Origin of the sequence: Streptomyces sp. NPDC001922, from assembly GCF_042891165.1 — a bacterium.
In the GTDB taxonomy this organism is placed as follows: Bacteria; Actinomycetota; Actinomycetes; order Streptomycetales; family Streptomycetaceae; genus Streptomyces.
The window spans coordinates 82364-107501 of record NZ_JBIASV010000006.1 but is presented as its reverse complement, the minus strand read 5'-3'; the positions used below and the strand labels follow the sequence as shown (position 1 = coordinate 107501).

The following is a 25138-nucleotide window of genomic DNA, read 5'->3' as shown; positions in this document are numbered from 1 at the left end:
GGATGCTCGAGGAGGCCCTCGAGCACCTGGTGAAGGGCATCGTCGACAACCCCGACGAGGTGCAGGTCGGTTCGCGCACCCTGCGTCGCGGACGCGTGCTGGAGGTCCGGGTGCACCCCGACGACCTCGGCAAGGTGATCGGCCGTAACGGCCGCACCGCGCGTGCTCTGCGCACCGTCGTGGGCGCCATCGGTGGCCGTGGCATCCGCGTCGACCTCGTCGACGTGGACCAGGTCCACTGACAGGCGGTTGAACACCGGCACGGGCCGGGGAGGGTCCAGTGGGCCGTCCCCGGCCTTTGTCGACTGCAACCATGCATGCAGCACGTCAACCGCAACCATTCATGCAGAACCTCGACGCGCGGAAACACCTCGGGAGGGGCGGCGGTCGAGCCGCGAAGAGGAGTGAACCGAGAGTGCAGCTGGTAGTCGCGCGAATCGGCCGGGCCCACGGCATCAAGGGCGAGGTCACCGTCGAGGTGCGCACGGACGAGCCGGAGCTGCGGCTGGGTCCGGGCGCGGTCCTGGCCACGGACCCGGCCTCGGCCGGACCGCTGACCATCGAGACGGGCCGGGTGCACAGCGGCCGGCTGCTGCTGCGCTTCGCGGGCGTAGCCGACCGGACCGCCGCCGAGGCGCTGCGGAACACCCTGCTCATCGCGGAGATCGACCCCGAGGAGGTCCCCGAGGACCCCGAGGAGTTCTACGACCACCAGCTGATGGACCTCGACGTGGTGACCGTCGACGGGACCGAGGTCGGCCGGATCGCCGAGATCTCCCATCTGCCGTACCAGGACCTGCTGATCGTGCGGCGCCCGGACGGCAGCGAGGTGATGGTGCCGTTCGTCGCCGAGATCGTCCCCGAGATCGACCTGGAGGAGCAGCGGGCGGTCATCGACCCGCCGCCGGGTCTGATCGACGGCGCCGAGGCCGAGGTCGCGAGCGGCCGCCCCGAGCAGGCCGACGGCTCCGGCCGCGCGGAGGAGCAGAAGACGGAGGACGGCGGCTGATGCGCATCGACGTCGTCACCATCTTCCCCGAGTACCTGGAGCCGCTGAACGTCTCGCTCGTCGGCAAGGCGCGCACCCGCGGACAGCTGGACGTCCGGGTCCACGACCTGCGGGAGTGGACGCACGACCGCCACAACACCGTCGACGACACCCCCTACGGCGGCGGCCCCGGCATGGTCATGAAGCCCGACCCCTGGGGTGAGGCGCTGGACGCGGTCATCGAGTCCGGGGAGGCCGGGGCCGGGGCGCCGGTGCTCGTCGTCCCGACCCCCAGCGGCCGCCCGTTCACCCAGGAGCTGGCCGTCGAGCTCTCCGAGCGGCCCTGGCTGGTGTTCACCCCCGCCCGCTACGAGGGCATCGACCGGCGGGTGATCGAGGAGTACGGCGAGAAGCTCGAGGTCCACGAGGTCTCCATCGGGGACTACGTCCTCGCCGGCGGCGAGGCGGCGGTGCTGGTGATCACCGAGGCGGTCGCCCGGCTGCTGCCCGGCGTCCTCGGCAACGCCGCGTCGCACGCGGACGATTCCTTCGCCCCTGGCGCGATGGCGAACCTCCTGGAGGGCCCGGTCTACACCAAGCCCCCTCAGTGGCGCGGCCGGGGCATCCCGGAGGTGCTGGTCAGCGGGCACCACGGCAACATCGCCCGGTGGCGGCGCGACGAGGCGTTCCGCCGGACCACCCGCAACCGGCCCGACCTGATCGAGCGCTGCGACCCCGCCGCGCTCGACAAGCACGACCGGCGCATCCTGGCCGAGCTCGGCTGGGAGGAGGGGGCGGACGGCCGATTTTGGCGGGCGCCCCGGGCCGTGGAAGAATGAGCCGTTGCTGTGTCCGGCGTGCGCCCCTGCCACAGGGGGAACGACGCCCGCCCGCCGCAGCGCCATCTTCGATGGCATCCGAAACTCATCTCGTATTCCGCTGATGACCTGTGGCATCAGCGAAGAAAGCAGACGGTCATGCACCTTCTCGACAGCGTCGACTCCGCCTCGCTGCGCACCGACGTCCCGGCCTTCCGCCCCGGCGACACCGTGAACGTCCACGTGCGCGTCATCGAGGGCAACCGCTCCCGTGTCCAGCAGTTCAAGGGCGTGGTCATCCGCCGCCAGGGCGCCGGTGTCCGGGAGACCTTCACCGTCCGCAAGGTGAGCTTCAGCGTCGGCGTCGAGCGCACCTTCCCGGTGCACACCCCGATCGTCGAGAAGATCGAGGTCGTCACCCGCGGTGACGTGCGTCGCGCCAAGCTGTACTACCTGCGTGAGCTGCGCGGCAAGGCCGCGAAGATCAAGGAGAAGCGCGAGCGCTGAGCTCCTGTCGGCCGTCCGGGCCGGGCCGGATAAGCTCTGGCCCCGATGGACACCGACGCACAACTCGCGGAGCGCGACCGCCCTTCAGCCCCTGACGGGGGTGAACGGAGGTCGCGCTCCCTGCGTATTCCGGGGCAGGAGTGGTGGAGCGGGCGCTCCCGGCGATGCGGCCCCGTGCGGCGCGCGGCGCTGGCGGGGTGTCTCTGCACTGCCGTTCTGATGCTGCTCAGCGCCTATGTCGTCCAGCCCTTCCTGATCCCGAGCAGCTCGATGGAGAACACGCTGCGGGTCGGGGACCGGGTGATGGTGAACAAGCTGGCATACCGTTTCGGGGACGATCCGCAGCGCGGGGACGTTGTGGTCTTCGACGGCACCGGATCGTTCGTCCAGGGGGGACCGCCCGGGAATCCGGTGACCGCACTGCTGCGGAAGGGTGCCGCTGCGGTGGGCCTGGCTCAGCCGGACGAGACCGACTACGTCAAGCGCGTGGTCGGGGTCGGGGGAGACCGGGTCATCTGCTGCGACAGGCGGGGGAGGATCACTGTGAACGGCCAGGCCGTGGACGAGGACTACCTGTATCCGGGGGACGCCCCCTCGCAGGTGCCCTTCGACATCGTGGTGCCGGAAGGGCGGCTGTGGATGATGGGGGACCACCGCAGCGCTTCCCGTGACTCACGCGATCACCTCGGCGAGCCCGGCGGCGGTGTGGTTCCGGTCGACCGCGTGATCGGCAGAGCGGACTGGATCGGCTGGCCCCGCGGCCACTGGACCTCCCTGGACCGGCCGGACGCGTTCGACCGGGTACCGGATACCGCCGCGCACGGGACGGCCGGCACCCATGGGTAGCCGCGGGCGGCCGCGGGCGGGCCAGCACCGCATGGACACCCGTCTGCCGACGGGTGAGCGTCCCACCACCGGACGGGTGACACCCGGCCGGGCCGAGCGTCGCAAGGCGGCGCTGCGGGTCAAGCGCCGGCGCCGGCTCTCCGCGACCAAGGAGGTGCCGCTCCTCATAGGAGTGGCCCTGGCCATCGCGCTCGTGCTCAAGACCTTCCTGGTCCAGGCGTTCGTGATCCCCTCGGGCTCGATGGAGCAGACGATCCGGATCAGCGACCGGGTCCTGGTGGACAAGCTCACCCCGTGGTTCGGCTCGAAGCCGCAGCGCGGGGACGTCGTGGTGTTCAAGGACCCGGGCGGCTGGCTGGAGAAGGAGAAGACCTCCATCAGCGACGACCCGGTGGTGGTCAAGCAGGGCAAGGACCTGCTGACGTTCATCGGCCTGCTGCCGTCGGAGGACGAGCAGGACCTCATCAAGCGCGTGGTCGCGGTCGGCGGGGACACGGTCAAGTGCTGCGGCAAGGACGGCAAGGTCATGGTCAATGGCAAGCCGCTCGACGAGCCCTACATCAACCCCGGGAACAGTCCCTCGGACATGAAGTTCTCGGTCACGGTGCCGCCCGGCCGCATCTTCGTCATGGGGGACCACCGGGCCAACTCCGCCGACTCCCGCTTCCATCTGGACGAGCCCGGCAGCGGCACGGTCGCCGAGGACCTGGTGGTCGGCCGCGCCGTGGTCATCGCCTGGCCGTTCGGCCATATGCGGCGTCTCGAGGAACCGGAGACGTACGCCTCCGTTCCCGAAGCGCGTGGCGCGACGACAGCGGCGGGTGCTCCACCGCCTAGGGTGTCCTACGGGACCGGGGCCGAAGGGCCTGGTGAGTCCCCCGGAATGCAAGGAACGATCCAGCTCCCGACCCCTGCGGAACTCCCGCTCGTTATGGGAGTGGTGGGCCTGCACCGTGTACGGGACAGGCGGCAGCGTGGAGTGAGGAGTGGATGTGGGGGATTTGGCGGTCGGCGCACGATCCGGTCACGAGGGGCCCGAAGAACGCCCGGAGGAGCGGCCTGAGGAGGCCCCCGAGCGGCCCGGCGCGGAGGGGGAGGAGGGCGGCAGCCGTGTGAAGCAGCAGCAGAAGCAGCGCTCCTTCTGGAAGGAGCTGCCCATCCTCATCGGGATCGCCCTGCTGCTCGCCCTCCTGATCAAGACCTTCCTGGTGCAGGCCTTCTCGATTCCTTCGGACTCGATGCAGGACACGCTGCAGCGGGGCGACCGGGTGCTGGTGGACAAGCTCACCCCGTGGTTCGGCTCGGAGCCGGAGCGCGGCGAGGTCGTCGTCTTCCACGACCCGGGCGGCAAGTGGCTCGGCGAGATGCCGCAGACGGACTCCGGGCCCGTCGCCGAGGGCATCCAGGCCTTCCTCAGCTTCATCGGTCTCATGCCGTCGGCCGAGGAGAAGGACCTGATCAAGCGGGTGATCGCGGTCGGCGGGGACACCGTCGAGTGCAAGGGCGGGAACCAGCCGGTCAAGGTCAACGGCAAGAAGCTCGACGAGCCGTACCTCTACCCGGGGAACACCCCCTGCGGCGACAAGCCGTTCGGTCCGATCAAGGTGCCCGAGGGCCGTATCTGGGTCATGGGGGACCACCGTCAGAACTCCCTCGACTCGCGCTACCACCAGAACCTGCCGGGTAACGGCACGGTGGCGAACAGCGAGGTCGTCGGGCGCGCGATCGTGGTGGCCTGGCCGATCAGCCGCTGGAGCACGCTGCCGGTGCCGGACACCTTCGACCAGCCCGGGCTGAACGCGGCGGGTGCCGCGGCGCCCGCGGTCCTGGGGCTGGCCGGCGCGGCGCCGCTGGTGCTGTGGCGCCGTCGGCGCCTGATCGCCAAGGGCCGGGTGGACAAGCCGCTGGAGCGGTTCTGACCTCCCCTCTCGTCCGGCCCTCCCGCGTTTCGGCCGGTCCTCCGGGCCACGTCCGCGATCCGGCCGGGTCCGCCGGGCGCCGATCCTGAGCGGCACCGGCATGCTCCGGTCACTCCGGGCGGAATCCCGGTCGATGCCGGAGAATCCCTGATCCGGCCCCCTGGGACGGTGGCCGGGCGGGGACGGCCGGGACCGAGGAAGACGACGCGGGGCGGCTGACGACGCCGATACCGCCGGGTAGGGTGCGGTCCCAGATCTTCGAGGCGAGGAGCTGGGATGAGCGAGGCACCACGTACGGATGACGGCCACGGCCGGCTGGGCAGTGTGCTGTCCGGACTGGCCGTGGCCGTCGGCTGTGTGCTCTTCCTCGGCGGTTTCGTATGGGGCGCGGTCCTCTACAAGCCGTACACCGTGCCGACCGACTCCATGGCACCGACCGTGGCCCCCGGAGCCCGGGTGCTCGCTCAGCGCGTCGACGGCGGCGAGGTCCGGCGCGGCGACGTCGTCGTCTTCCGGGACGCGGTATGGGGCGACATGCCCATGGTCAAGCGCGTGGTCGGAGTCGGCGGGGACAAGGTCGGCTGCTGCGACGCGCAGGGCCGGCTGACCGTGAACGGCGAGCCGGTCGACGAGGCCTACCTCTCCGGCAAGGACGCCTCCTACGAGAAGTTCCAGGCCTCCGTGCCCCAGGGGAAGCTGTTCCTGCTGGGCGACAACCGGCACGCCTCCGTGGACTCGCGCGAGCACCTGGCCGACGCGGAGCACGGATCGGTGCCGCGCAGTGCGGTGGACGCCCGGGTGGACGGCACCGTGTGGCCGTCGGAGGGCTTCGGGATGCTCGCCCGGCCGGAGGGCTTCGCGAAGCTGCCCGGCGGGGTCTCGCAGCCCGGGCCCATGACGCTGCTGGTCACCGCGGTGGTGTCCGGCGCCGTACTGATCCTCGGCGGAGCGGCCTACGGGCCCCTCGCCCGCCGTCTGGGGCGGCGACAGGCTCCGGCGGGCGTCTGACGGGCGGAGACTCGACAGCGAGGGACGGAGGCCCGACACCATGGAGCGCACGGTCGCCCGCGTAGTCCTGCTGGACCCCGACGACAGGATTCTGCTGCTCCACGGCTTCGAACCCGCGGACCCCACCTCCACCTGGTGGTTCACACCGGGCGGCGGAGTCGAGGAGGGCGAGAGCCTGGAGCAGGCGGCACGCCGGGAGCTGGCCGAGGAGACCGGGATCAGCGAGGTACGGCTCGGGCCGCTGCTGTGGCGGCGCAGCTGCTCCTTCCCGTTCGACGGGCGACGCTGGGACCAGAACGAGTGGTATTACCTCGCGCGTACCGTACGGACGCGGACCGACACGGGCGGTCACACGGACCTGGAACGGCGCAGCGTGCGGGGCCTGCGATGGTGGACATCGGAGGAACTGTCCGCGACGCGTGAGACGGTGTATCCGACCAGACTCGCCGAGCTGCTCCGGACGCTGCTCGTCGAGGGTCCCCCGAGCACGCCCGAGGTCCTGGCCGCAGAAATCGTCTAGGGCCCGCGGAACTGACGCACAATAGGGGGACGCACGGCTGAAGGGGAACATGCCATGAGCGCCGAGGACCTCGAGAAGTACGAGACCGAGATGGAGCTGAAGCTCTACCGGGAGTACCGCGATGTCGTCGGTCTGTTCAAATATGTGATCGAGACCGAGCGGCGCTTCTACCTCACCAATGACTACGAGATGCAGGTGCACTCGGTGCAGGGCGAGGTGTTCTTCGAGGTGTCGATGGCGGATGCCTGGGTGTGGGACATGTACCGCCCGGCGCGGTTCGTCAAGCAGGTGCGGGTGCTCACGTTCAAGGATGTGAACATCGAGGAGCTCAACAAGGCCGACCTGGACCTGCCCTCCGGAGAGTCGGGCTTCAACAGCTGACTGGCCTCAGCAGCTGGCGGGCTTCAACGGCTGACGGGGCGGCCGGCGCGGGCCCGTGTCGGGCCCGCCGGGCGGGCTGCTCGGTTGCGCTGGGTGATGGGCTTCGGTGGTGCGGGTGATCTCGGCGGTGTGCCCACAGGCAAGGGTGGCACCAGGGCCTGTGCCGGCGTCGGGGCGAGCGAGCCGGTCACCCGATCGAGTGGCCGCGTTGTCCACAATCACCGTGCTGTCCACAGATCTCGACCATGATCCCCGAGAACCCCTCCCTTCCGTCACAGTCGGTGACGGAGGTGGTACTCATGAACGCACGAGGAGCGCTCGGCCGCTACGGGGAGGACCTGGCGGCGCGGAAGCTGGCCCTCGCCGGCATGACGGTCCTGGAGCGCAACTGGCGCTGCCAGGAGGGCGAGATCGACATCGTGGCGACGGACCGTGACGCGCTGGTGGTGTGCGAGGTCAAGACCCGCCGCGCCGGTCACTACGAGCACCCGATGGCGGCGGTGACCCGGCGCAAGTCCGAGCGGCTCCGCCGGCTGGCCTCCCGCTGGCTCGCCGAGTGCTGGCTGGAGCGGCACGACGGGGTGCCGCCGGGAGGGGTGCGCATCGATCTCGTCGGTGTGCTGCTGCCGCTGCGTGGCGCTCCGGTCGTGGAGCACGTGCGGGGGGTGGCCTGAGTGGTCTTCGCCCGTACGTGTGCGGTGGCCCTCGTCGGAGTCGAGGGCGTCGTCGTCGAGGTCCAGGCCGACCTCGAACCGGGGGTCGCGGCCTTCGCCCTCGTGGGGCTGCCGGACAAGAGCCTCGTGGAGAGCCGCGACCGGGTGCGTGCCGCGGTGGTGAACTCGGGCGCGGAGTGGCCGCAGAAGAAGCTCACGGTGGGGCTCAGCCCGGCGTCGGTGCCCAAGGCCGGCAGCGGCTTCGACCTTGCGGTGGCCTGCGCCGTGCTGGCGGCCTCGGAGCGGATCGACCCGCGGGAGATCGCGGACCTGGTGATGGTCGGGGAGCTCGGTCTCGACGGGCGGGTGCGCCCCGTGCGAGGGGTGCTGCCCTCGGTGCTCGCGGCGGCCGAGGCCGGATACCGCCAGGTCGTGGTTCCCGAGCGGACGGCCGCGGAGGCGTCGCTCGTTCCCGGCATCTCGGTGCTCGGGGTCCGCAGCCTGCGCCAGCTCATCGCGGTGCTCGCCGACGAGCCGGTCCCGGAGGAGGAAGCCCCTCCGGAGGAGGGGCGGCCGGATCCGATGCTGGCCGGGCTCACGGTGCCGGGCGCGGGCACCGGGGCGGGCCTCCTCACCGGGGCCTCCGACGACGGCCTGCCGGATCTGGCGGAGGTCGCGGGCCAGCGGGGAGCCCGGTCGGCCCTGGAGGTGGCGGCGGCGGGCGGCCACCACCTCTACCTGAAGGGCCCGCCGGGCGCCGGCAAGACCATGCTCGCCGAGCGGCTCCCCTCGCTGCTGCCGCCGCTCACCCGGCAGGAGTCGCTGGAGGTCACCGCGGTGCACTCGGTGGCGGGCCTGCTGCCGCCGGGGAAGCCGCTGCTGACCGTCCCGCCGTACTGTGCGCCGCACCATTCGGCGACGATGCCGTCGCTGGTGGGCGGCGGCAACGGGGTGCCGCGCCCCGGCGCCGTCTCGCTGTCGCACCGGGGCGTGCTGTTCCTCGACGAGGCCCCGGAATTCAGCGGCCGCGCCCTCGACGCCCTGCGGCAGCCCCTGGAGTCGGGTCAGGTGGTGGTGGCGCGCAGTGCCGGAGTGGTGCGGCTGCCCGCCCGGTTCCTCCTCGTCCTCGCCGCGAACCCCTGCCCCTGTGGCCGCCATGCCCTGCGCGGCCGGGGGTGCGACTGCCCTCCGGCTGTGGTGCGCCGCTATCAGTCACGGCTGTCGGGCCCGCTGATGGACCGGGTGGACCTGCAGGTCGACGTCGAGCCCGTGAGCCGGTCCGAGCTGGCCGGCGGGGTCCGGCCCGGTGAGTCCAGCGCCGCCGTCACCGGCCGGGTGCGCGAGGCCAGGGAGCGCGCCGCCGCGCGGCTGTCGGGCACCCCGTGGCGCATCAACGGGGAGGTGCCCGGGCACGAACTGCGGGTCCGCTGGCAGCCCGCGGCAGGGGCCATGGCGGCGGCCGAGCGCGACATGGAACGCGGGCTGCTCACGGCGCGCGGTCTCGACCGTGTCCTGCGGGTGGCGTGGACCGTCGCCGATCTGGCCGGGCGGGACCGCCCCACCGCTCCCGACGTGGCGCACGCCCTGCAACTGCGGACCGGTGTCAGCCGTGGCGCCGTCCTCACCGGCGGGGCGCGGTGACCGCGGCCGCCGGGCGGGACGGCCCGGTGGAACAGCGGCTGGCCCGTGCGGCGCTCACCAGGATCGTCGAACCCGGCGACGAGCTGGTCGGAGCCTGGCTGAGGGACGCCGGACCGGTCGATGTGCTGGAGGCGCTGAGAGGGTCCGGCAGGCCTCCGTCGTCGGTCGGCGCGGCGCGCTGGGCCGGGTACCGCCTGCGGGCCGAACGGCTCGACCCGACGGCGGACCTCGCCGCGGCGGAGGCGGCCGGCGCCCGGTTCCTCTGCCCCGGTGAGCCGGAGTGGCCCCAGCAGCTCGACGACCTCGGCGATGCCCGTCCGGTCGGGCTGTGGGTGCGGGGCCGGCCCTCCCTGCGGATCTGGGCGCTCACGTCCGTCGCCGTCGTCGGTGCGCGGGCCTGCACCGAGTACGGCGCCCATGTCGCCGCCACCCTCGGCACGGGGCTCGCCGAAGCCGGATGGACCGTGGTGTCGGGCGGCGCGTACGGCGTCGACGGCGCCGTCCACCGGGGCGCACTCGCGGGCGGAGGCGCCACCATCGGGGTGCTCGCCTGCGGGGTGGACGTCGCCTATCCGCGCGGGCACACGGAGTTGCTCGGCAGGATCGCGGAACAGGGCCTGCTGGTGGCCGAATTACCACCGGGGGCTCACCCCACCCGCAGCCGGTTCGTGCTGCGCAACCGGGTGATCGCCGCCCTCACCCGGGGCACGGTCGTCGTCGAGGCGCAGTACCGCAGCGGATCCCTGGTGACGGCGCGGCGCGCGCAGCAGCTGGGCAGGGTGGCGATGGGGGTGCCGGGCGCGGTGACGTCGGGCCTCTCGGCGGGGGTCCACGAACTGCTGAGAGGCGGTGCCGAGCTGGTCACCGACACCGCCGAGGTCATCGAACTCATCGGGAGCATCGGCGAACTGGCGCCCGAGCGGCGGGGGCCCGTCGTCGCGCGGGACCTGCTGGATCCCACGGCCACCAGGGTGCTGGACGCGCTGCCGGCACGGGCGAGTGCCGACGTGCCGAGGATCGCCCGGGATGCGGGTACCGGATATGACGAAGCATGGGCAAGGCTGTGCGAACTGCAGTCACTGGGGTTCGTCGAACGGCACGGCGAACGATGGCAGTTGCCCCGCTCTCCCGGGGGCACCGCCGGTACCCCGCGAGGCGGTCCTTGACCTGCGGCGATCGGGTGACAGGGTTGGGCCGATGACCCCAACAGCCGACTTTGTGTTCTGTGCACGGCCGACAGGTACCGGCACAGGCGTAACTCCCAGGAGCGGCCCGGGAACGTATCTGCGCAAGCATGAACCAGCTCTCTTCGCACTCTGCGACGCTTCAGTCACGCTACGCTCACAAGCGTTCCGACCAAGACATACGTCCTCACTCCTGTGACGGCAGAACGGCTCAAGGCGACGAATGCCCCAGCACACCTCCGGGTCTGACCGTGCGGCAGTGCCACCCGCGGCTCGCGGCAGCGTGCGTCCCGCCGCCCCCTCGTCGCTCGACGAACTGTGGCGGTCGTACAAGGCCACGGCCGACGTCAGGCTGCGGGAACAGTTGATCCTGCACTACTCGCCCCTGGTGAAGTACGTGGCGGGCCGCGTCAGCGTCGGCCTGCCCCCCAATGTCGAGCAGGCCGATTTCGTGTCGTCCGGAGTCTTCGGGCTCATTGACGCGATCGAGAAGTTCGATCCGGACCGGTCCATCAAGTTCGAGACGTACGCGATCACGCGCATCCGCGGCGCGATGATCGACGAACTGCGCGCGCTCGACTGGATCCCCCGTTCGGTCCGGCAGAAGGCACGGGCCGTGGAGCGCGCCTACGCGACCCTGGAGGCGGCGCTGCGCCGCACGCCGTCCGAGGCGGAGGTCGCCGCGGAGATGGGCATCGGGCTCGACGAACTGCACAACGTCTTCAGTCAGTTGTCGCTGGCCAACGTGGTGGCGCTGGAGGAACTGCTGCACTCCGGCGGCGAGGGCGGCGACCGGCTCAGCCTGATGGACACCCTGGAGGACACCGCGGCGGACAACCCCGTCGAGGTGGCCGAGGACCGCGAGCTGCGCCGGCTGCTGGCACGGGCCATCAACACCCTCCCGGACCGGGAGAAGACCGTTGTCACCCTCTACTACTACGAGGGGCTGACCCTTGCGGAGATCGGGCAGGTCCTGGGGGTGACGGAGAGCCGGGTCAGCCAGATCCACACCAAGTCGGTCCTCCAGCTGAGGGCCAAGCTGGCCGACGTGGCTCGCTGAATCGTCTCTTCGTGAACGATCAATTACTTCTGCGTCCGCGCGGTCTTCGTGGTGTGGAGTGCGGCGCCCGCCGCGCCGTCCGTAGAGTGGTGGGGTGCCCAGGATTCGAGCGGCCTCCGTGGCCGAGCACCGGACCATGCAGCGCGGCGCCCTGCTGGACGCCGCCCGATCCCTCCTGTCCGAAGGTGGTACGGAGGCGTTGACCTTCCCCGCCCTCGCCGAGCGCACCGGGCTCGCGCGGTCCTCCGTCTACGAGTACTTCCGCTCCCGTGCGGCCGTCGTCGAAGAGCTCTGCGCGGTCGACTTCCCGGTCTGGGCGGCGGAGGTCGAGGCCGCCATGGAGCGGGCCGGCACGGCCGAGGGGAAGATCGAGGCGTATGTCCGGCAGCAGCTGGCCCTCGTCGGGGACCGCCGTCACCGCGCGGTCGTCGCGATCTCTGCGGGAGAACTGGACGCCGGCGCCCGGGAGAAGATCCGTGCCGCCCACGGCGGGCTGATCGCCATGATCGTCGAGGCTCTCGGCGAGCTCGGACAGCGGGAGCCGCGCCTGGCCGCGATGCTGCTGCAAGGCGTCGTCGACGCGGCGGTCCGGCGGATCGAGCTCGGCGCGGCCGAGGACCCGGAACAGATCACCGAGGCCGCGGTCTCGATGGCACTGCGTGGGGTCAGGGGCTGACGGCCGCCTCAGAGGTGGATTCCGGGCCCTGACGGTGCGCCTTCCCTGACGCTCGTTCGCCCACCTGCGTGCCTGTCGTCTCCCGGGGTGCGGCCGGTGCCGGACCACGCGGTCCGGCGTTGAGCCGGCGATGGGCCCACCATGCCGCGGTGATCAGTGCTCCGGCGAAGGGGAGCGCCCCGGGGAGGCCTTTGTCCGGCCCGGTTGCGGAGAGCTCCGGCGGCGTCCGCGGGGTGGGTGCGCCACCCCGTGCGACGCCGGTGCCGTGCCCTGCCGTCGGATGGGGAGGCGCTGTGGCCCGATGGCCCGCCCACCCTGCGGTTGGCCGGTCAGCGGTGCCGTGCGCCGTCGCGCGACCTGCGCCGGTGCGACCGGCATCCGCGAAGCCTCCTCCCGCGAAGCTTGCGCCTCCGCGGACTGCTCCCGCGAGGCTCGCTCCCGTGTGCCCGGTGTCCGCTCGGCTCGCATCCGCGCCACCTGCGTCCGGGGCACCCGTATCAGCGCCGGCCCTGTGTGCGCCGCCTCCGTCCGTCCCGGCTCTGCGCGAGCCGGGGCCGGCGCCGGGATCCGAACGGACATGGCTGCCCTGGGCTGTCGCAGGACGGTCGGCCCCGGGTGAAGGGGCGGGGCCGTGGCCGGACGGTGCCGTCCCCTGAGGCTCCGGGACTCCGAAGACGGGGAGCAGCCGGGACGGTCCGCCGCGCAGCATCCACGCGGGAAGCAGGGAGAGCGGGTCGAGGTAGCGGTCCCCTCGGCGCAACCCCCAGTGGAGGCAGCCGGCAGGGCAGTGGGAGCGGCCGTCCAGCGTTCCCACCGGCTGCCCTGCTGTGACGCGGTCACCCTTCCGGACCGTGGGGCGCACGGGCTCGTAGGTGATGCGCAGCGGTGGGCTGCCGGTGCCGTCGAGTTCGATCACCAGGACGGGGCGGCCCGCGACGCTCCCTGCGAACGACACCCGGCCCGCGGCAGCCGCCCGTACGGTCCCGCCAGGACGAGCGGCCAGATCCACACCCCGGTGACCTGCGGAGTAGGGCGAGGGCGGCGGAGCCCAGCCGCGTACGACCTCGGGGCGTGCGCCGGCGTCCGGGCCGCCCACCGGCCACGCTCGGCCGATGGACGGCTCGCCGGCACCGGGACCGTCCGGTGCCGGATCCGGCTGATCGCCCGGTGTCGGCCGGCGCTCGTCGGAAGCCCGTTCCCGTGGCCCGGCCGGTGCGGCCACCACGGTCCTGTGCGGGGCGGGCCGCCCGGCCGGTGGGGCCGCCTCGGTCGTTCCTGCCGCAAGCCGCCCGGCCCATCCGCCCTGCCCGGCCCGCCCGCCCTCCGCGGCCCACTGTGTCCGGATCCTCCGGGCAGCTTCCCCGCCCCGGGCGCGGGCGTGCGCTCCGGAGGCACAGCGCGGCACACCGGCGCTTCCGTGGGCGCCTGCTCCGGGTGGCCGGCAGCGCCGGGGGGTGTTCGCGGTGGCCCCGGAGCCCGTGGCGGTGGCCGTGCCGACCGTTTCGCGGCTGGTGGAGCAGCCGAGCGGCGCCGTGCCGCGACCCGTGGGAGTGAGTGGCCGCGCCGCCGGTGCCGACGGCACCGGTGCGAGTCCGAGCGGTCCTGGCATCAGCGCCACGCGGGAGAGTCCTAGGAGCGTCGGCAGCAGCAGGAGGGCGAGCAGTAAGGGGGCGGTGGCTGTGCATCGGGGTGCCATCCGCTGCGCCCGGGGCAAGGGTGGCGTCGGTGCCCAGGGCATCCGTGGCGTCGGTGGCATCCGTGGGGATCGCGGCATCCGGTGCGCGCACCGCATCCGTGCGCCCCACCGCCTCCACGGGGAGACAGCCGGCCGGTGGCCGTACCCGGCCGACGAGAGACGGGAGGGCCCCGGGCGGGCCGGGAACGGAGGACGGTCGTCGGATCGCATGGGGCGACTGTGGACCGGCTGCGCCGTGGCGAGGGGATCATGGAGCGGATCTGTGGAGTACCGGCCGGTTGTGGACAACCGCGTCACGCGTGCGGGGGAGTTTCGCCTCCGGCCGCGCCCTTCCGCTGCGCCCCGGCGGCTCCCGTGCCCGGTGGGGAGCCCGGCGAGTGTCGCACCGTGGTTCGGCGGTCCCGTACACTTCTGGTGGCGATCCGGGTCACCGGGTCGACTTCGCACGCCCCGCCGTCGGCGCATCGAGTCCTCCAGGACAGCGCCGCGGCCGCGTCCCTCGGTCCTCGGCAGATCTCTTCCGTGGCACGGCGCGTCGGGGCGTCAGGCACAGCGGCCACCCGGCCGCAGTGAAACCGAGTACCTCAAGGAGTACGGCCATGGCCGTCGTCACGATGCGGGAGCTGCTGGAGAGCGGCGTCCACTTCGGGCACCAGACCCGCCGCTGGAACCCGAAGATGAAGCGCTTCATCTTCACCGAGCGCAACGGCATCTACATCATCGACCTGCTCCAGTCGCTGTCGTACATCGACCGCGCCTACGAGTTCGTCAAGGAGACCGTCGCGCACGGCGGCTCCATCATGTTCGTCGGCACCAAGAAGCAGGCGCAGGAGGCCATCGCCGAGCAGGCGACCCGCGTCGGGATGCCGTACGTCAACCAGCGCTGGCTGGGCGGCATGCTCACCAACTTCTCGACCGTCTACAAGCGCCTGCAGCGCCTGAAGGAGCTCGAGGAGATCGACTTCGAGGACGTGGCCGCCTCCGGCCTCACCAAGAAGGAGCTCCTGGTTCTCTCCCGCGAGAAGGCCAAGCTGGAGAAGACCCTCGGCGGTATCCGCGAGATGCAGAAGGTGCCCAGCGCCGTCTGGATCGTGGACACCAAGAAGGAGCACATTGCCGTCGGTGAGGCGCGCAAGCTCAACATCCCGGTCGTCGCGATCCTCGACACCAACTGCGACCCGGACGAGGTCGACTACAAGATCCCGGGCAACGACGACGCGATCCGCTCCGTCACCCTGCTCACCCGCGTGATCGCCGACGCCGTCGCCGAGGGCCTCATCGCCCGCTCCGGCGCCGCCACCGGTGACTCCAAGCCGGGCGAGAAGGCCGGCGAGCCGCTCGCCGAGTGGGAGCGCGACCTGCTCGAGGGCGACAAGAAGGCCGACGAGCCCGCCGCTGCTGAGGCCGAGGCCGAGAAGCCCGCCGAGGCTCCCGCCGCGGACGCCGAGAAGCCGGCCGAGGCCCCCGCCGCGGACGCCGAGCAGGCCTGACACCGCGAGGTCCGGGGACCGCTCCCCGGACGACCGCTGCCTGCGGTGCCCGGGCTCCGGCCCGGGACACCGCAGCGTCACGGCTGATGACGGCGGGGGCCGGGTGCCCCCGCCGTCCACCCGTAGATCCAATCGACTTTTCGAGAAGAGATTGACAGACCATGGCGAACTTCACCGCCGCTGACGTCAAGAAGCTCCGTGAGCTCACCGGCGCCGGCATGATGGACTGCAAGAAGGCGCTGGACGAGGCCGAGGGCAACGTCGACAAGGCCGTCGAGATCCTGCGCGTCAAGGGCCAGAAGGGCGTCGCCAAGCGCGAGAGCCGCAGCGCCGAGAACGGTGCCGTCGTGGCCCGGATCGCCGAGGACAAGAAGTCCGGCGTGCTGGTCGAGCTGAAGTGCGAGACCGACTTCGTCGCCAAGGGTGACAAGTTCGTCGCCGTCGCCGACGCCATCGCCGCCCACGTCGCCGCGACCTCCCCGGCCGACCTGGAGGCCCTGCTCGCCTCCGAGATCGAGGCCGGCAAGACCGTCCAGGCGTTCGTGGACGAGGCCAACGCCACCCTCGGCGAGAAGATCGTTCTCGACCGCTTCGCGCAGTTCTCCGGCGGCTTCGTCGCCTCCTACCTGCACCGCACCAGCCCGGACCTGCCCCCGCAGGTCGGCGTCCTGGTCGAGCTGGACCAGGAGAACGCCGAGGTCGCCAAGGACATCGCGCAGCACATCGCCGCGTTCTCGCCGAAGTTCCTCACCCGTGAGGAGATCTCCGCCGAGACCGTCGAGAACGAGCGCCGCGTCGCCGAGGCCACCGCTCGCGAGGAGGGCAAGCCCGAGGGCGCCCTGCCGAAGATCGTCGAGGGCCGGGTGAACGGCTTCTTCAAGGAGAACGTGCTCCTGGACCAGGCGTTCGCCAAGGACAACAAGAAGTCCGTCCAGAAGGTCCTGGACGAGGCCGGTGTCGCCCTGAAGCGCTTCGCCCGCTTCCGGGTCGGCGTCTGACCCGAACAGCTCCGTTCAGCGACGGAATACGCCCGACCCGCTAGGGTCGGGTGCAGTCGGCCGCCTATGCGCCGGACGACCGCAGATGTGACGAGGAGGCCATTGCCGCAGAGGGCTCGACAGACCCACCGGCAATGGCCTCCTCGTATGTGCACGAGGAGATCTCCATGAATCAGGGCGCCGACAAGGCCGACAACAGCGACCACGGCACCACACGCCGACGCTTCCTGCTGAAGCTTTCCGGGGAGGCGTTCGCCGGCAGCGGGGCACTCGGTGTCGACCCCGACGTCGTGCACGCCATGGCGCGGGAGATCGCCGCCGTGGTCCGCGGCGGGGCGGAGATCGCCGTCGTCATCGGCGGCGGCAACTTCTTCCGTGGCGCCGAACTCCAGCAGCGCGGGATGGACCGGGCCCGCTCGGACTACATGGGCATGCTGGGCACCGTCATGAACTGCCTCGCCCTGCAGGACTTCCTGGAGAAGGAAGGCATCGACTCCCGCGTCCAGACCGCCATCACCATGGGCCAGGTCGCGGAGCCCTACATTCCGCTGCGTGCCGTGCGGCACCTGGAGAAGGGCCGCGTGGTCATCTTCGGTGCGGGCATGGGCATGCCCTACTTCTCCACCGACACCACCGCCGCCCAGCGCGCCCTGGAGATCGACGCCGAGGCGCTGCTGATGGGGAAGAATGGCGTGGACGGGGTGTACGACTCCGACCCCAAGAAGAACCCGGACGCGGTGAAGTTCGATGCGCTGGAGTACAGCGAGGTGATCACCCGGGGCCTCAAGGTCGCGGACGCCACCGCCATCACCCTGTGCATGGACAACAAGCTTCCGATCCTCGTCTTCGAGCTTCTGACCGAAGGCAACATCGCGCGTGCGGTGAAGGGTGAGAAGATCGGCACACTCGTCAGCGATCAGGGGACCCGGGCCTGACCGTCGGTCCCGCACCGCGGGCAGGAGGGGCAGTTCCCGGCCGTAACGAACAGCCCGGCCCGGGGATGGACAAGGGCCTGCCGGTCGGACACCGTGCAGGAGAAGAAGCGCAGGGCGGGGCTGTGCTCACTCACAAGACCAGGAGCAAGTGGTGATCGAAGAGATCCTCCTCGAGGCCGAGGAGAAGATGGAGAAGGCCGTCGTGGTCGCCAAGGAGGACTTCGCCGCGATCCGCACCGGGCGTGCGCACCCGGCGATGTTCAACAAGATCGTGGCGGACTACTACGGTGCGCTGACGCCGATCAACCAGCTGGCGTCGTTCTCGGTGCCGGAGCCGCGCATGGCGGTCGTGACGCCCTTCGACCAGAGTGCGCTGCGCAACATCGAGCAGGCGATCCGGGACTCCGACCTCGGAGTCAACCCGTCGAACGACGGCAGGATCATCCGGGTGACGTTCCCCGAGCTCACCGAGGAACGCCGCCGCGAGTTCATCAAGGTCGCGAAGGGCAAGGGCGAGGACTCGAAGATCTCGATCCGCAGCGTCCGCCGCAAGGCCAAGGAGAGCATCGACAAGCTCATCAAGGACGGCGAGGTCGGCGAGGACGAGGGCCGCCGCGCGGAGAAGGAGCTCGACGACACCACCGCGAAGTACGTCGCCCAGGTGGACGAGCTGCTCAAGCACAAGGAAGCCGAGCTGCTCGAGGTCTGATGAACGACTCATCCTGGGGAGCCCCGCGGGGCACCGGTGTACGGGGACCGTCGGAGCCCGTGTCCGTCTCGGCGGGTCCCGCACACGCGGCGGCCGACGCCGCGCAGACTCGGCCCATGCCCATCGTGCCCGACCCCGGCGGAGACCAGGACGACCGTGACCGGGGGGCCGCTCGGCTGAGCGGCCCCCTGTTCCGCGACGAGCAGCGGCGCCCGGAGGACGACCCTGTGCACAGGCATTCGCGGCATTCCGCCGAGCCGCAGCCGACCCCGCAGAAGAAGCGCGCGGGCCGGGATCTGCGCGCGGCGATAGGGGTCGGGGTCGGCCTGGGCGCCGTCATCATCGCGTCGCTCTTCATCGTGAAGGCGCTCTTCGTCGGCGTGGTCGCGGTGGCGGTCGTGATCGGACTCTGGGAGCTGTCCTCGCGGCTCTCCGAGAAGAAGGACATCCGCACGCCGCTGGTGCCGCTCGCGGTCGGCGGCGTCGCCATGATCGTGGCGGGCTACGTCCGGGGTGCGGAGGGCGCCTGGGTCGCGATGGCCCTCACCGCGCTCGCGGTGCTGGTCTGGCGGATGACGGAGTCCCCCGAGGACTACCTCCGGGATGTCACGGCCGGGATCTTCGCGGCCTTCTACGTGCCGTTCCTGGCCACGTTCGTGGCGCTGATGCTGGCCGCCGACGACGGCGCCTGGCGGGTGCTGACCTTCCTGGCGCTCACCGTGGTGAGCGACACCGGTGCGTACGCCGTCGGCTGGCGCTTCGGCAAGCACAAGCTGGCCCCCCGGATCAGCCCCGGGAAGACCCGTGAGGGGCTGTTCGGCGCGGTGGCCTTCGCGATGGTCGCCGGGGCCCTGTTCATGGAGTTCCTGATCGACGGCGGCAGCTGGTGGCAGGGGCTGCTGCTCGGCCTCGCGGTCGCCGCCAGCGCCACCCTGGGTGACCTCGGCGAGTCCATGATCAAACGGGATCTGGGCATCAAGGACATGGGCAAGCTGCTGCCTGGCCACGGCGGGATCATGGACCGGCTGGATTCGCTGCTGCCCACCGCGCCGGTGGTGTGGCTGCTGCTGGTGATCTTCGTGGGAGCCGGCTGAGCGGCGCGCACCGCATCCGCCGCCGGAACAGGGGCCTGCCGCATTCGCGGCGGGCCCTTCGTCCGTCCGGCTCCCCCTCCAGAAGTGGATCTTGACGCGCGGCGCCCGGGTACGGTGCCTGGCATGGACCTGAAGACACTGGCGGGCATCGTGGTCGGTGCGGTGGTGAGCCTGGTCACCACCGCTCTGGTGGAGCGGACGCGCTGGAAGCGCACGCTGGGGCAGGAGGGCAGCCAGATCCTGCGGGAGTCGTACGTGGACTACCTCGCCGCACTCGCTCAGTCCCACGAGGGCATCCGGGTGGCCTCGTTACGCATGTACGACGGCATCGACGAACGCACCGCCGCGATCATGGAGGCGTTCAGCGGGTCCGACCTCTACCAGCAGCGCTTCCGCCTCACGATGCTGGCGCCCCCGCGGGTCGTGGAGCTCGGGGTGCACGCCCTCCGGCAGGGCCGCCGGATGCGCGATCTGCTGGCCGAGGGCGCGGGGCTCGACTCCGCTCCGTTCCGTGACGCGCAGACGAGGTTCTACGAGGCGGTGCAGGCGGCGTCGGACGAGATGCGCGGGTCGCTGGACATAGCGCCGCTGGGCTTCATGCCCATGGGCTGGCCCCCCGACCGGCCTCCGGCCGACCCGGTCCGTGGGAGCGGGCGGTGAGCATCCGCGGGTCCACGTGACCAGGGTGAGCCCCGGCCCGGACGCCCTCCGGCGATCTGCGACACTGGTACGGCCATGCCTAAGCCCGGAGAACTCACCTTTGCCGTGCCGCGCGGAGCCAAGAAGCCCCCGCGGCACCTCGCCGACCTCAGCCCCGCCGAGCGCCGCGAGGCCGTGGCCGCCATCGGGGAGAAGCCGTTCCGCGCCGGTCAGGTGTCGCGCCACTACTTCGCGCGGTACGCCCACGACCCGGCCGACTGGACCGACATCCCGGCCGCGGCCCGGGAGAAGCTGGCGGCCGAGCTGCTGCCCGAGCTGATGTCCGTGATGCGGCACGTCTCCTGCGACAACGACACCACCCGCAAGACGCTGTGGAAGCTCTTCGACGGGACGCTGGTGGAGTCCGTGCTGATGCGCTACCCGGACCGGGTGACCATGTGCATCTCCTCGCAGGCGGGCTGCGGGATGAACTGCCCGTTCTGCGCCACCGGGCAGGCCGGTCTGGACCGCAATCTGTCGACCGCCGAGATCGTGCACCAGATCGTCGACGGGATGCGGGCGCTGCGGGACGGCGAGATCCCCGGAGGCCCCGCCCGGCTGTCGAACATCGTCTTCATGGGGATGGGCGAGCCGCTGGCCAACTACAACCGGGTCGTCGGCGCCATCCGCCGGCTCACCGACCCCGAGCCCGACGGCCTCGGTCTCTCCCAGCGCGGCATCACCGTCTCCACGGTCGGTCTGGTGCCGGCCATGCTCCGGTTCGCCGACGAGGGCTTCAAGTGCCGGCTCGCGGTCTCCCTGCACGCGCCGGACGACGAGCTGCGCGACACCCTGGTGCCGGTGAACACCCGCTGGAAGGTGCGCGAGGTGCTCGACGCGGCGTGGGAGTACGCGGAGAAGTCCGGCCGCCGGATCTCCATCGAGTACGCGCTGATCAGGGACATCAACGACCAGGCGTGGCGGGCCGACCTGCTCGGACGGCTGCTCAAGGGCAACCGGGTGCACGTCAACCTCATCCCGCTCAACCCGACGCCCGGTTCCAAGTGGACCGCGTCCCGGCCGGAGGACGAGAAGGCGTTCGTCGCCGCGCTGGAGGCCCACGGTGTGCCGGTGACCGTCCGCGACACCCGCGGCCAGGAGATCGACGGGGCCTGCGGGCAGCTGGCCGCCTCCGAGCGCTGACCGGAACCGGCCCGGGGCGGACCCGGGCCGGTTGCTAGGGTGTGTTCGAATACATGCAGATTCCGACAGGGGAGCGCCACAGCGCTGAGAGTGCGGCAGCGAGCCGCAGACCCTCGAACCTGAACCGGGTCATTCCGGCGTAGGGAGTTCGGTCACCACTCAAGCTGTTGCGCCTCGCCCGGCCGCGCTCCGCGGCACCGGGCGGGGCCGCGTCTCTTCCTGGGCGGGAGTCCGGAGCCGACGGTTCCGGGGAACGCAGCCAGGAGGAACTCAGTGAGCACCACCAGCAAAAGCACGGCCAGCAGAAGCACCACCGGAAGAGTCGCCGCGGCCGTCCTCGCGGCAGCGGTCGGCATACCCGCCCTGGCCGCCTGTGGCGGAGGGGACTCCGGGAACGGCGCCTCGTCGAAGACGGTCACGCTGGTCACCCACGACTCGTTCAACGTCTCACCGGCCGTCCTGAAGCAGTTCGAGAAGCAGAGCGGCTACACGGTGAAGCTGCTGCCCGGCGGGGACGCCGGTGCCGCCGTCAACCAGGAGATCCTCTCCCGGGGCAACCCGCGCGGGGACGTCTTCTTCGGGGTGGACAACACCCTGCTGTCCCGTGCGCTCGACCACGACCTGTTCACGCCCTACGAGGCGAAGGGCCTGGCCGGGGTGGACCGGAAGCTCCAGCTCGACGCCGCCGAGCACCGGGTCACCCCCGTCGACTCCGGTGAGATCTGCGTCAACTACGACCGGAAGTACTTCGCCGACAAGAAGCTGGCGCCGCCGAAGACGTTCGCCGACCTGACCGAGCCGCGGTACAAGAACCTGCTCGTCACCGAGAACGCCGCCACCTCCTCGCCCGGCCTCGCCTTCCTGCTGGGCACGGCCGCCGAGTACGGGGAGTCCGGCTGGCAGGGCTACTGGAAGAAGCTGAAGGCCAACGGCGTCGAGGTGGTCGACGGCTGGGAGCAGGCCTACAACGACCGGTTCTCCGGCTCGGCCGCCGGACGGAAGGGCGACAAGCCGCTCGTCGTCTCCTACGCCTCCAGCCCGCCCGCCGAGACGATGGGCGTGAAGCCGCAGCCGAAGCAGGCCCCCACCGGCGTCGCGACCGGCACCTGCTTCCGGCAGATCGAGTTCGCCGGGCTGCTGAACGGCGCGAAGAACGAGAAGGGCGGCAAGGCCCTGCTCGACTTCCTGCTGACCAAGCGTTTCCAGGAGGACGTGCCGCTGCGGATGTTCGTCAACCCGGCGCTGCGGGACGCGAAGGTGCCCGGGATCTTCACCCGGTACGGCGCGAAGATCGACGACCCGGCCACCCTGGCCCCGCAGAAGATCGCCCGGCACCGTGAGCAGTGGGTCGAGCAGTGGTCCTCGCTCGTTCTGAAGTAGCCGGACCCCGGGGAGCCGGCCGGCGCGGCGCGCGGCGGCCGGTCCCCGGGGGCGCGGTGCGGTTCGGCCTGATGGCCGTCCCGCTCGCGTTCTTCGCGCTCTTCTTCGCCTACCCGGTGGCGGCCATCGTCGGCCGTGGCCTCCGGGAGGGCGGCCAGTGGCGGACCGGCCGGATCGGGGAGGTCCTGACCGACCCGGACGTGCTGGACGTGCTCTGGTTCACCGGGTGGCAGGCGGCGGCCTCGACCGCGCTGACCCTGGCGGTCGCGCTGCCCGGCGCGTACGTCTTCGCCCGATTCGACTTCCCCGGCAAGCAGCTGCTGCGGGCGGTCGTGGCCGTGCCGTTCGTGCTGCCGACCGTGGTGGCCGGATCGGCCTTCCTCGCCCTGCTGGGCCGCGGCGGCATGCTCGACGCGCTGTGGGGCGTCCGGCTGGACACCACGGTCTGGGCGATCCTGCTCGCCCACGTCTTCTTCAACTACGCCGTGGTGGTCCGCACCGTGGGCGGCCTCTGGGCCCAGCTCGACCCCGGCCAGGAGGAGGCGGCCCGGGTGCTCGGCGCGAGCCGGTTCGCGGCCTGGCGCCGGGTCACCCTGCCCGCGCTGGCCCCGTCGGTGGCCGCCGCGGCGCTGATGGTCTTCCTCTTCACCTTCACCTCCTTCGGCGCGGTCCAGATCCTGGGCGGCCCGCGCTACGCCACCCTCGAGGTGGAGATCTACCGGCAGACCGCGCAGCTGCTGGACCTGCCGACCGCCGCCGTGCTGACCCTGGTGCAGTTCGCCGCCGTCGCCGGGATCCTCGCGGTGCACGCCTGGACGGTGCGGTGCCGGGAGTCGGCGCTGCGGCTGGTCGACGCGGCGACCACGGCCCGGCGCCCTCATGGGGCGGGGCAGTGGGGGCTGCTCTGGGCGGTGGTCGCGGTCATCGGGCTGCTCCTCGTGCTGCCGCTGGGTGTGCTGGTGGAGCGGTCCCTCGCCGGGCCCGACGGGTACGGGCTGACCTTCTACCGGGCGCTGCAGTCGTCGGCCGCCAGTGGCGGGACCTTCGCCGTCGCCCCGCTCCGGGCGGTTCTGAACTCGGTGCAGTACGCCCTGGCGGCGACCGGGATCGCCCTGGTGGTGGGCGGACTCGCGGCCGCCGCGCTCACCCGCGCAGGGGCTCCGGGGAGCGTCGGCCGCCCGTTCCGGCGGCGGCAGGCCGGGCCGCGGAGCGGCGGGCGGCTGATCCGCGGGTTCGACGCGCTGCTGATGCTGCCGCTGGGCACCTCGGCGGTGACCGTCGGCTTCGGCTTCCTGATCGCCCTGGACGAGCCGCCGCTGGACCTGCGCACCTCGTGGCTGCTGGTGCCGCTCGCCCAGGCCCTGGTCGGGGTGCCGTTCGTGGTCCGCACCCTGCTGCCCGTCCTGCGGGCGGTCGACGTCAGGCTGCGGGAGGCCGCGGCCGTGCTCGGCGCCTCCCCGCTGCGGGCCTGGCGCGAGGTGGACCTGCCGATGGTGCGGCGCGCGCTGCTGGTGGCGGCGGGTTTCGCCTTCGCCGTGTCCCTCGGGGAGTTCGGCGCGACGGTCTTCATCGCCCGCCCCGACCACCCGACCCTGCCGGTGGCGGTCGCCCGCTTCCTGGGCCGCGCCGGGGAGCTCAACTACGGGCAGGCGATGGCGCTCAGCACCGTCCTCATGGTGGTGTGCGCGACCGCGCTGCTGGCGCTGGAACGTATCCGCATCGACCGTTCGGGAGAGTTCTAGATGGTGTCGCCGCACCCGATGCTGCGCCTGGACGGGGTGACCGTCCGGTTCGGCGACCGCACCGCGCTGGACGCGGTGGACCTGGAGGTCGCCGAGCACGAGTCGGTGTGCGTGCTCGGGCCGAGTGGCAGCGGGAAGTCCACCCTGCTGCGGGTGGTGGCCGGGCTCCAGCGGGCCGACGCCGGCGGGGTGTTCCTCGCGGGGCGGGACCGCACCGCGGCGCCGGCGCACCGGCGCGGGGTGGGCCTGATGTTCCAGGACCACCAGCTCTTCCCGCAGCGCGACGTGGGCGGCAACGTCGCCTTCGGCCTCCGGATGCGCAAGGCTGGCCGGGCCGAACAGGAGCGCACCGTCGCCGAACTGCTCGACCTGGTGGGCCTCCCCGGCGCCCAGCGGCGGGCCGTCACCGCGCTGTCCGGCGGCGAGCAGCAGCGCGTCGCCCTCGCCCGGGCCCTCGCCCCGCGGCCGGATCTGCTGATGCTCGACGAGCCGCTGGGCCAGCTCGACCGCAGTCTGCGGGAACGGCTGGTGGTGGAGCTGCGCGAGCTGTTCCACCGGCTGGGCACCACGGTGCTCGCCGTCACCCACGACCAGGCGGAGGCGTTCGCGCTGGCCGACCGGGTGGTGGTGATGCGGGACGGGCGGATCGCGCAGACCGGGACGCCGCTGGAGGTCTGGCAGCGGCCCGCCTCGGAGTTCGTGGCCCGGTTCCTGGGCTTCGAGAACGTGGTCACCGCGACCGTGCGCGGCGAGACGGCCGACACCCCCTGGGGCACGGTGCCGGTGCCGGCCGGCAGCGCGCCCGGCGCCTGCCGGCTGCTGGTCCGCCCCGCCGGGGTGCGGCTCACCCCGGCGGCGGACGGCCTGCCCTGCACGGTGGCGGCCCGGACCTTCCGCGGCACCCATGTGACGCTCCTGCTGGAGCCCGCGCGCGGCCCGCGCCTGGAAGCGGCGTGCGCCCTGCGGGACGCGCCGGAGCCCGGCACGGAGGTGGGCGCCGCCTTCACCGCCTCCGAAGTGGTCCTGCTGCCCGGCGGCTGACGGAACGTCC

26 protein-coding genes and 1 riboswitch are annotated in these 25138 nt (G+C 72.0%); of the genes, 25 read left to right on the top strand and 1 reads right to left on the bottom strand.

Annotation, left to right across the window (positions count from 1 at the left end; all coding sequences use genetic code 11):
• Positions 1 to 2 precede the first annotated feature (2 nt).
• From ACFYYR_RS12365 to ACFYYR_RS12295, 15 genes are all read left to right on the top strand, one after another.
• Positions 3 to 242 (top strand): RNA-binding protein, encoded by a 240-nt coding sequence (locus ACFYYR_RS12365; RefSeq protein WP_388850593.1) that lies wholly within the window; start codon positions 3 to 5, stop codon positions 240 to 242.
• Between the two features lie 173 nt (positions 243 to 415).
• Complete coding sequence (gene rimM, locus ACFYYR_RS12360; protein ID WP_388850590.1) at positions 416 to 1009, top strand: ribosome maturation factor RimM; 594 nt, start codon at positions 416 to 418, stop codon at positions 1007 to 1009.
• Complete coding sequence (gene trmD / locus ACFYYR_RS12355) at positions 1009 to 1827, top strand: tRNA (guanosine(37)-N1)-methyltransferase TrmD (protein ID WP_388850587.1); 819 nt, start codon at positions 1009 to 1011, stop codon at positions 1825 to 1827. The genes rimM and trmD overlap by 1 nt, the downstream gene beginning before the upstream one ends.
• A gap of 138 nt (positions 1828 to 1965) precedes the next feature.
• Complete coding sequence (gene rplS, locus ACFYYR_RS12350) at positions 1966 to 2313, top strand: 50S ribosomal protein L19 (RefSeq protein ID WP_351511479.1); 348 nt, start codon at positions 1966 to 1968, stop codon at positions 2311 to 2313.
• 45 nt (positions 2314 to 2358) lie between these two features.
• Entirely contained in the window at positions 2359 to 3159 is an 801-nt protein-coding gene (gene lepB, locus ACFYYR_RS12345; protein WP_388850583.1) for a signal peptidase I, read from the top strand.
• Positions 3152 to 4222, top strand: a complete 1071-nt coding sequence (lepB, locus tag ACFYYR_RS12340; RefSeq protein ID WP_388850580.1) for a signal peptidase I — start codon at positions 3152 to 3154, stop codon at positions 4220 to 4222. Before lepB (ACFYYR_RS12345) ends, lepB (ACFYYR_RS12340) begins: the two co-directional genes overlap by 8 nt.
• On the top strand, positions 4161 to 5078 hold the full coding sequence (gene lepB, locus ACFYYR_RS12335; RefSeq protein ID WP_388851354.1) for a signal peptidase I: 918 nt from the start codon (positions 4161 to 4163) through the stop codon (positions 5076 to 5078). The genes lepB (ACFYYR_RS12340) and lepB (ACFYYR_RS12335) overlap by 62 nt, the downstream gene beginning before the upstream one ends.
• 276 nt (positions 5079 to 5354) lie before the next feature.
• A complete protein-coding gene (gene lepB / locus ACFYYR_RS12330) occupies positions 5355 to 6086 on the top strand; it encodes a signal peptidase I (RefSeq protein ID WP_388850577.1) in 732 nt (243 codons plus the stop codon).
• 40 nt (positions 6087 to 6126) lie between these two features.
• Entirely contained in the window at positions 6127 to 6606 is a 480-nt protein-coding gene (locus ACFYYR_RS12325; protein ID WP_388850574.1) for an NUDIX hydrolase, read from the top strand.
• Between the two features lie 54 nt (positions 6607 to 6660).
• Positions 6661 to 6987, top strand: a complete 327-nt coding sequence (locus ACFYYR_RS12320) for a DUF2469 domain-containing protein (RefSeq protein ID WP_388850571.1) — start codon at positions 6661 to 6663, stop codon at positions 6985 to 6987.
• Positions 6988 to 7286: 299 nt separating this feature from the next.
• Positions 7287 to 7661, top strand: coding sequence for a YraN family protein (locus tag ACFYYR_RS12315; protein WP_388850568.1), 375 nt, complete (start codon positions 7287 to 7289; stop codon positions 7659 to 7661).
• A complete protein-coding gene (locus tag ACFYYR_RS12310) occupies positions 7662 to 9281 on the top strand; it encodes a YifB family Mg chelatase-like AAA ATPase (RefSeq protein WP_388850565.1) in 1620 nt (539 codons plus the stop codon).
• On the top strand, positions 9164 to 10447 hold the full coding sequence (dprA, locus tag ACFYYR_RS12305; protein WP_388850562.1) for a DNA-processing protein DprA: 1284 nt from the start codon (positions 9164 to 9166) through the stop codon (positions 10445 to 10447). The genes ACFYYR_RS12310 and dprA overlap by 118 nt, the downstream gene beginning before the upstream one ends.
• Positions 10448 to 10688: 241 nt before the next feature.
• On the top strand, positions 10689 to 11525 hold the full coding sequence (whiG, locus tag ACFYYR_RS12300) for an RNA polymerase sigma factor WhiG (RefSeq protein WP_388850559.1): 837 nt from the start codon (positions 10689 to 10691) through the stop codon (positions 11523 to 11525).
• A 118-nt stretch (positions 11526 to 11643) separates the two neighbouring features.
• Positions 11644 to 12201, top strand: a complete 558-nt coding sequence (locus tag ACFYYR_RS12295; RefSeq protein WP_388851351.1) for a TetR/AcrR family transcriptional regulator — start codon at positions 11644 to 11646, stop codon at positions 12199 to 12201.
• On the opposite strand, the gene ACFYYR_RS12290 is transcribed toward ACFYYR_RS12295, so the two are convergent.
• A complete protein-coding gene (locus ACFYYR_RS12290) occupies positions 12191 to 13810 on the bottom strand; it encodes a peptidoglycan DD-metalloendopeptidase family protein (RefSeq protein WP_388851348.1) in 1620 nt (539 codons plus the stop codon). The genes ACFYYR_RS12295 and ACFYYR_RS12290 overlap by 11 nt on opposite strands.
• A gap of 686 nt (positions 13811 to 14496) precedes the next feature.
• Here ACFYYR_RS12290 and rpsB point away from each other — a divergent pair.
• The 10 genes from rpsB (at position 14497) to ACFYYR_RS12240 (ending at position 25128) form a co-directional block, all read left to right on the top strand.
• Complete coding sequence (rpsB, locus tag ACFYYR_RS12285) at positions 14497 to 15387, top strand: 30S ribosomal protein S2 (RefSeq protein WP_388850556.1); 891 nt, start codon at positions 14497 to 14499, stop codon at positions 15385 to 15387.
• A 161-nt stretch (positions 15388 to 15548) separates the two neighbouring features.
• The gene (gene tsf / locus ACFYYR_RS12280) at positions 15549 to 16385 is read left to right on the top strand and encodes a translation elongation factor Ts (protein ID WP_351511499.1); all 837 of its coding nucleotides are present in this window, start codon (positions 15549 to 15551) and stop codon (positions 16383 to 16385) included.
• Positions 16386 to 16552: 167 nt separating this feature from the next.
• Complete coding sequence (gene pyrH / locus ACFYYR_RS12275) at positions 16553 to 17320, top strand: UMP kinase (RefSeq protein ID WP_388850552.1); 768 nt, start codon at positions 16553 to 16555, stop codon at positions 17318 to 17320.
• A gap of 151 nt (positions 17321 to 17471) precedes the next feature.
• Positions 17472 to 18029 (top strand): ribosome recycling factor, encoded by a 558-nt coding sequence (gene frr, locus ACFYYR_RS12270; protein ID WP_388850549.1) that lies wholly within the window; start codon positions 17472 to 17474, stop codon positions 18027 to 18029.
• Positions 18029 to 19123: a phosphatidate cytidylyltransferase gene (locus ACFYYR_RS12265; RefSeq protein WP_388850546.1), complete on the top strand. Its 1095-nt coding sequence runs from the start codon at positions 18029 to 18031 to the stop codon at positions 19121 to 19123. The genes frr and ACFYYR_RS12265 overlap by 1 nt, the downstream gene beginning before the upstream one ends.
• Before the next feature lie 123 nt (positions 19124 to 19246).
• Positions 19247 to 19783 carry a hypothetical protein gene (locus ACFYYR_RS12260; RefSeq protein ID WP_388850543.1) on the top strand — a complete coding sequence of 179 codons (537 nt, stop codon included), beginning with the start codon at positions 19247 to 19249 and terminating at the stop codon, positions 19781 to 19783.
• Positions 19784 to 19858: 75 nt separating this feature from the next.
• Positions 19859 to 20965, top strand: coding sequence for a 23S rRNA (adenine(2503)-C(2))-methyltransferase RlmN (gene rlmN / locus ACFYYR_RS12255; protein WP_351511506.1), 1107 nt, complete (start codon positions 19859 to 19861; stop codon positions 20963 to 20965).
• 57 nt (positions 20966 to 21022) lie between these two features.
• Positions 21023 to 21129: riboswitch (TPP riboswitch) on the top strand.
• A gap of 109 nt (positions 21130 to 21238) precedes the next feature.
• A complete protein-coding gene (locus tag ACFYYR_RS12250) occupies positions 21239 to 22345 on the top strand; it encodes a thiamine ABC transporter substrate binding subunit (protein ID WP_388850540.1) in 1107 nt (368 codons plus the stop codon).
• Entirely contained in the window at positions 22321 to 24087 is a 1767-nt protein-coding gene (locus ACFYYR_RS12245; protein ID WP_388851345.1) for an ABC transporter permease, read from the top strand. The genes ACFYYR_RS12250 and ACFYYR_RS12245 overlap by 25 nt, the downstream gene beginning before the upstream one ends.
• The gene (locus ACFYYR_RS12240; RefSeq protein ID WP_388850537.1) at positions 24088 to 25128 is read left to right on the top strand and encodes an ABC transporter ATP-binding protein; all 1041 of its coding nucleotides are present in this window, start codon (positions 24088 to 24090) and stop codon (positions 25126 to 25128) included. It begins immediately after the preceding gene.
• The last annotated feature ends 10 nt before the right edge of the window (positions 25129 to 25138 follow it).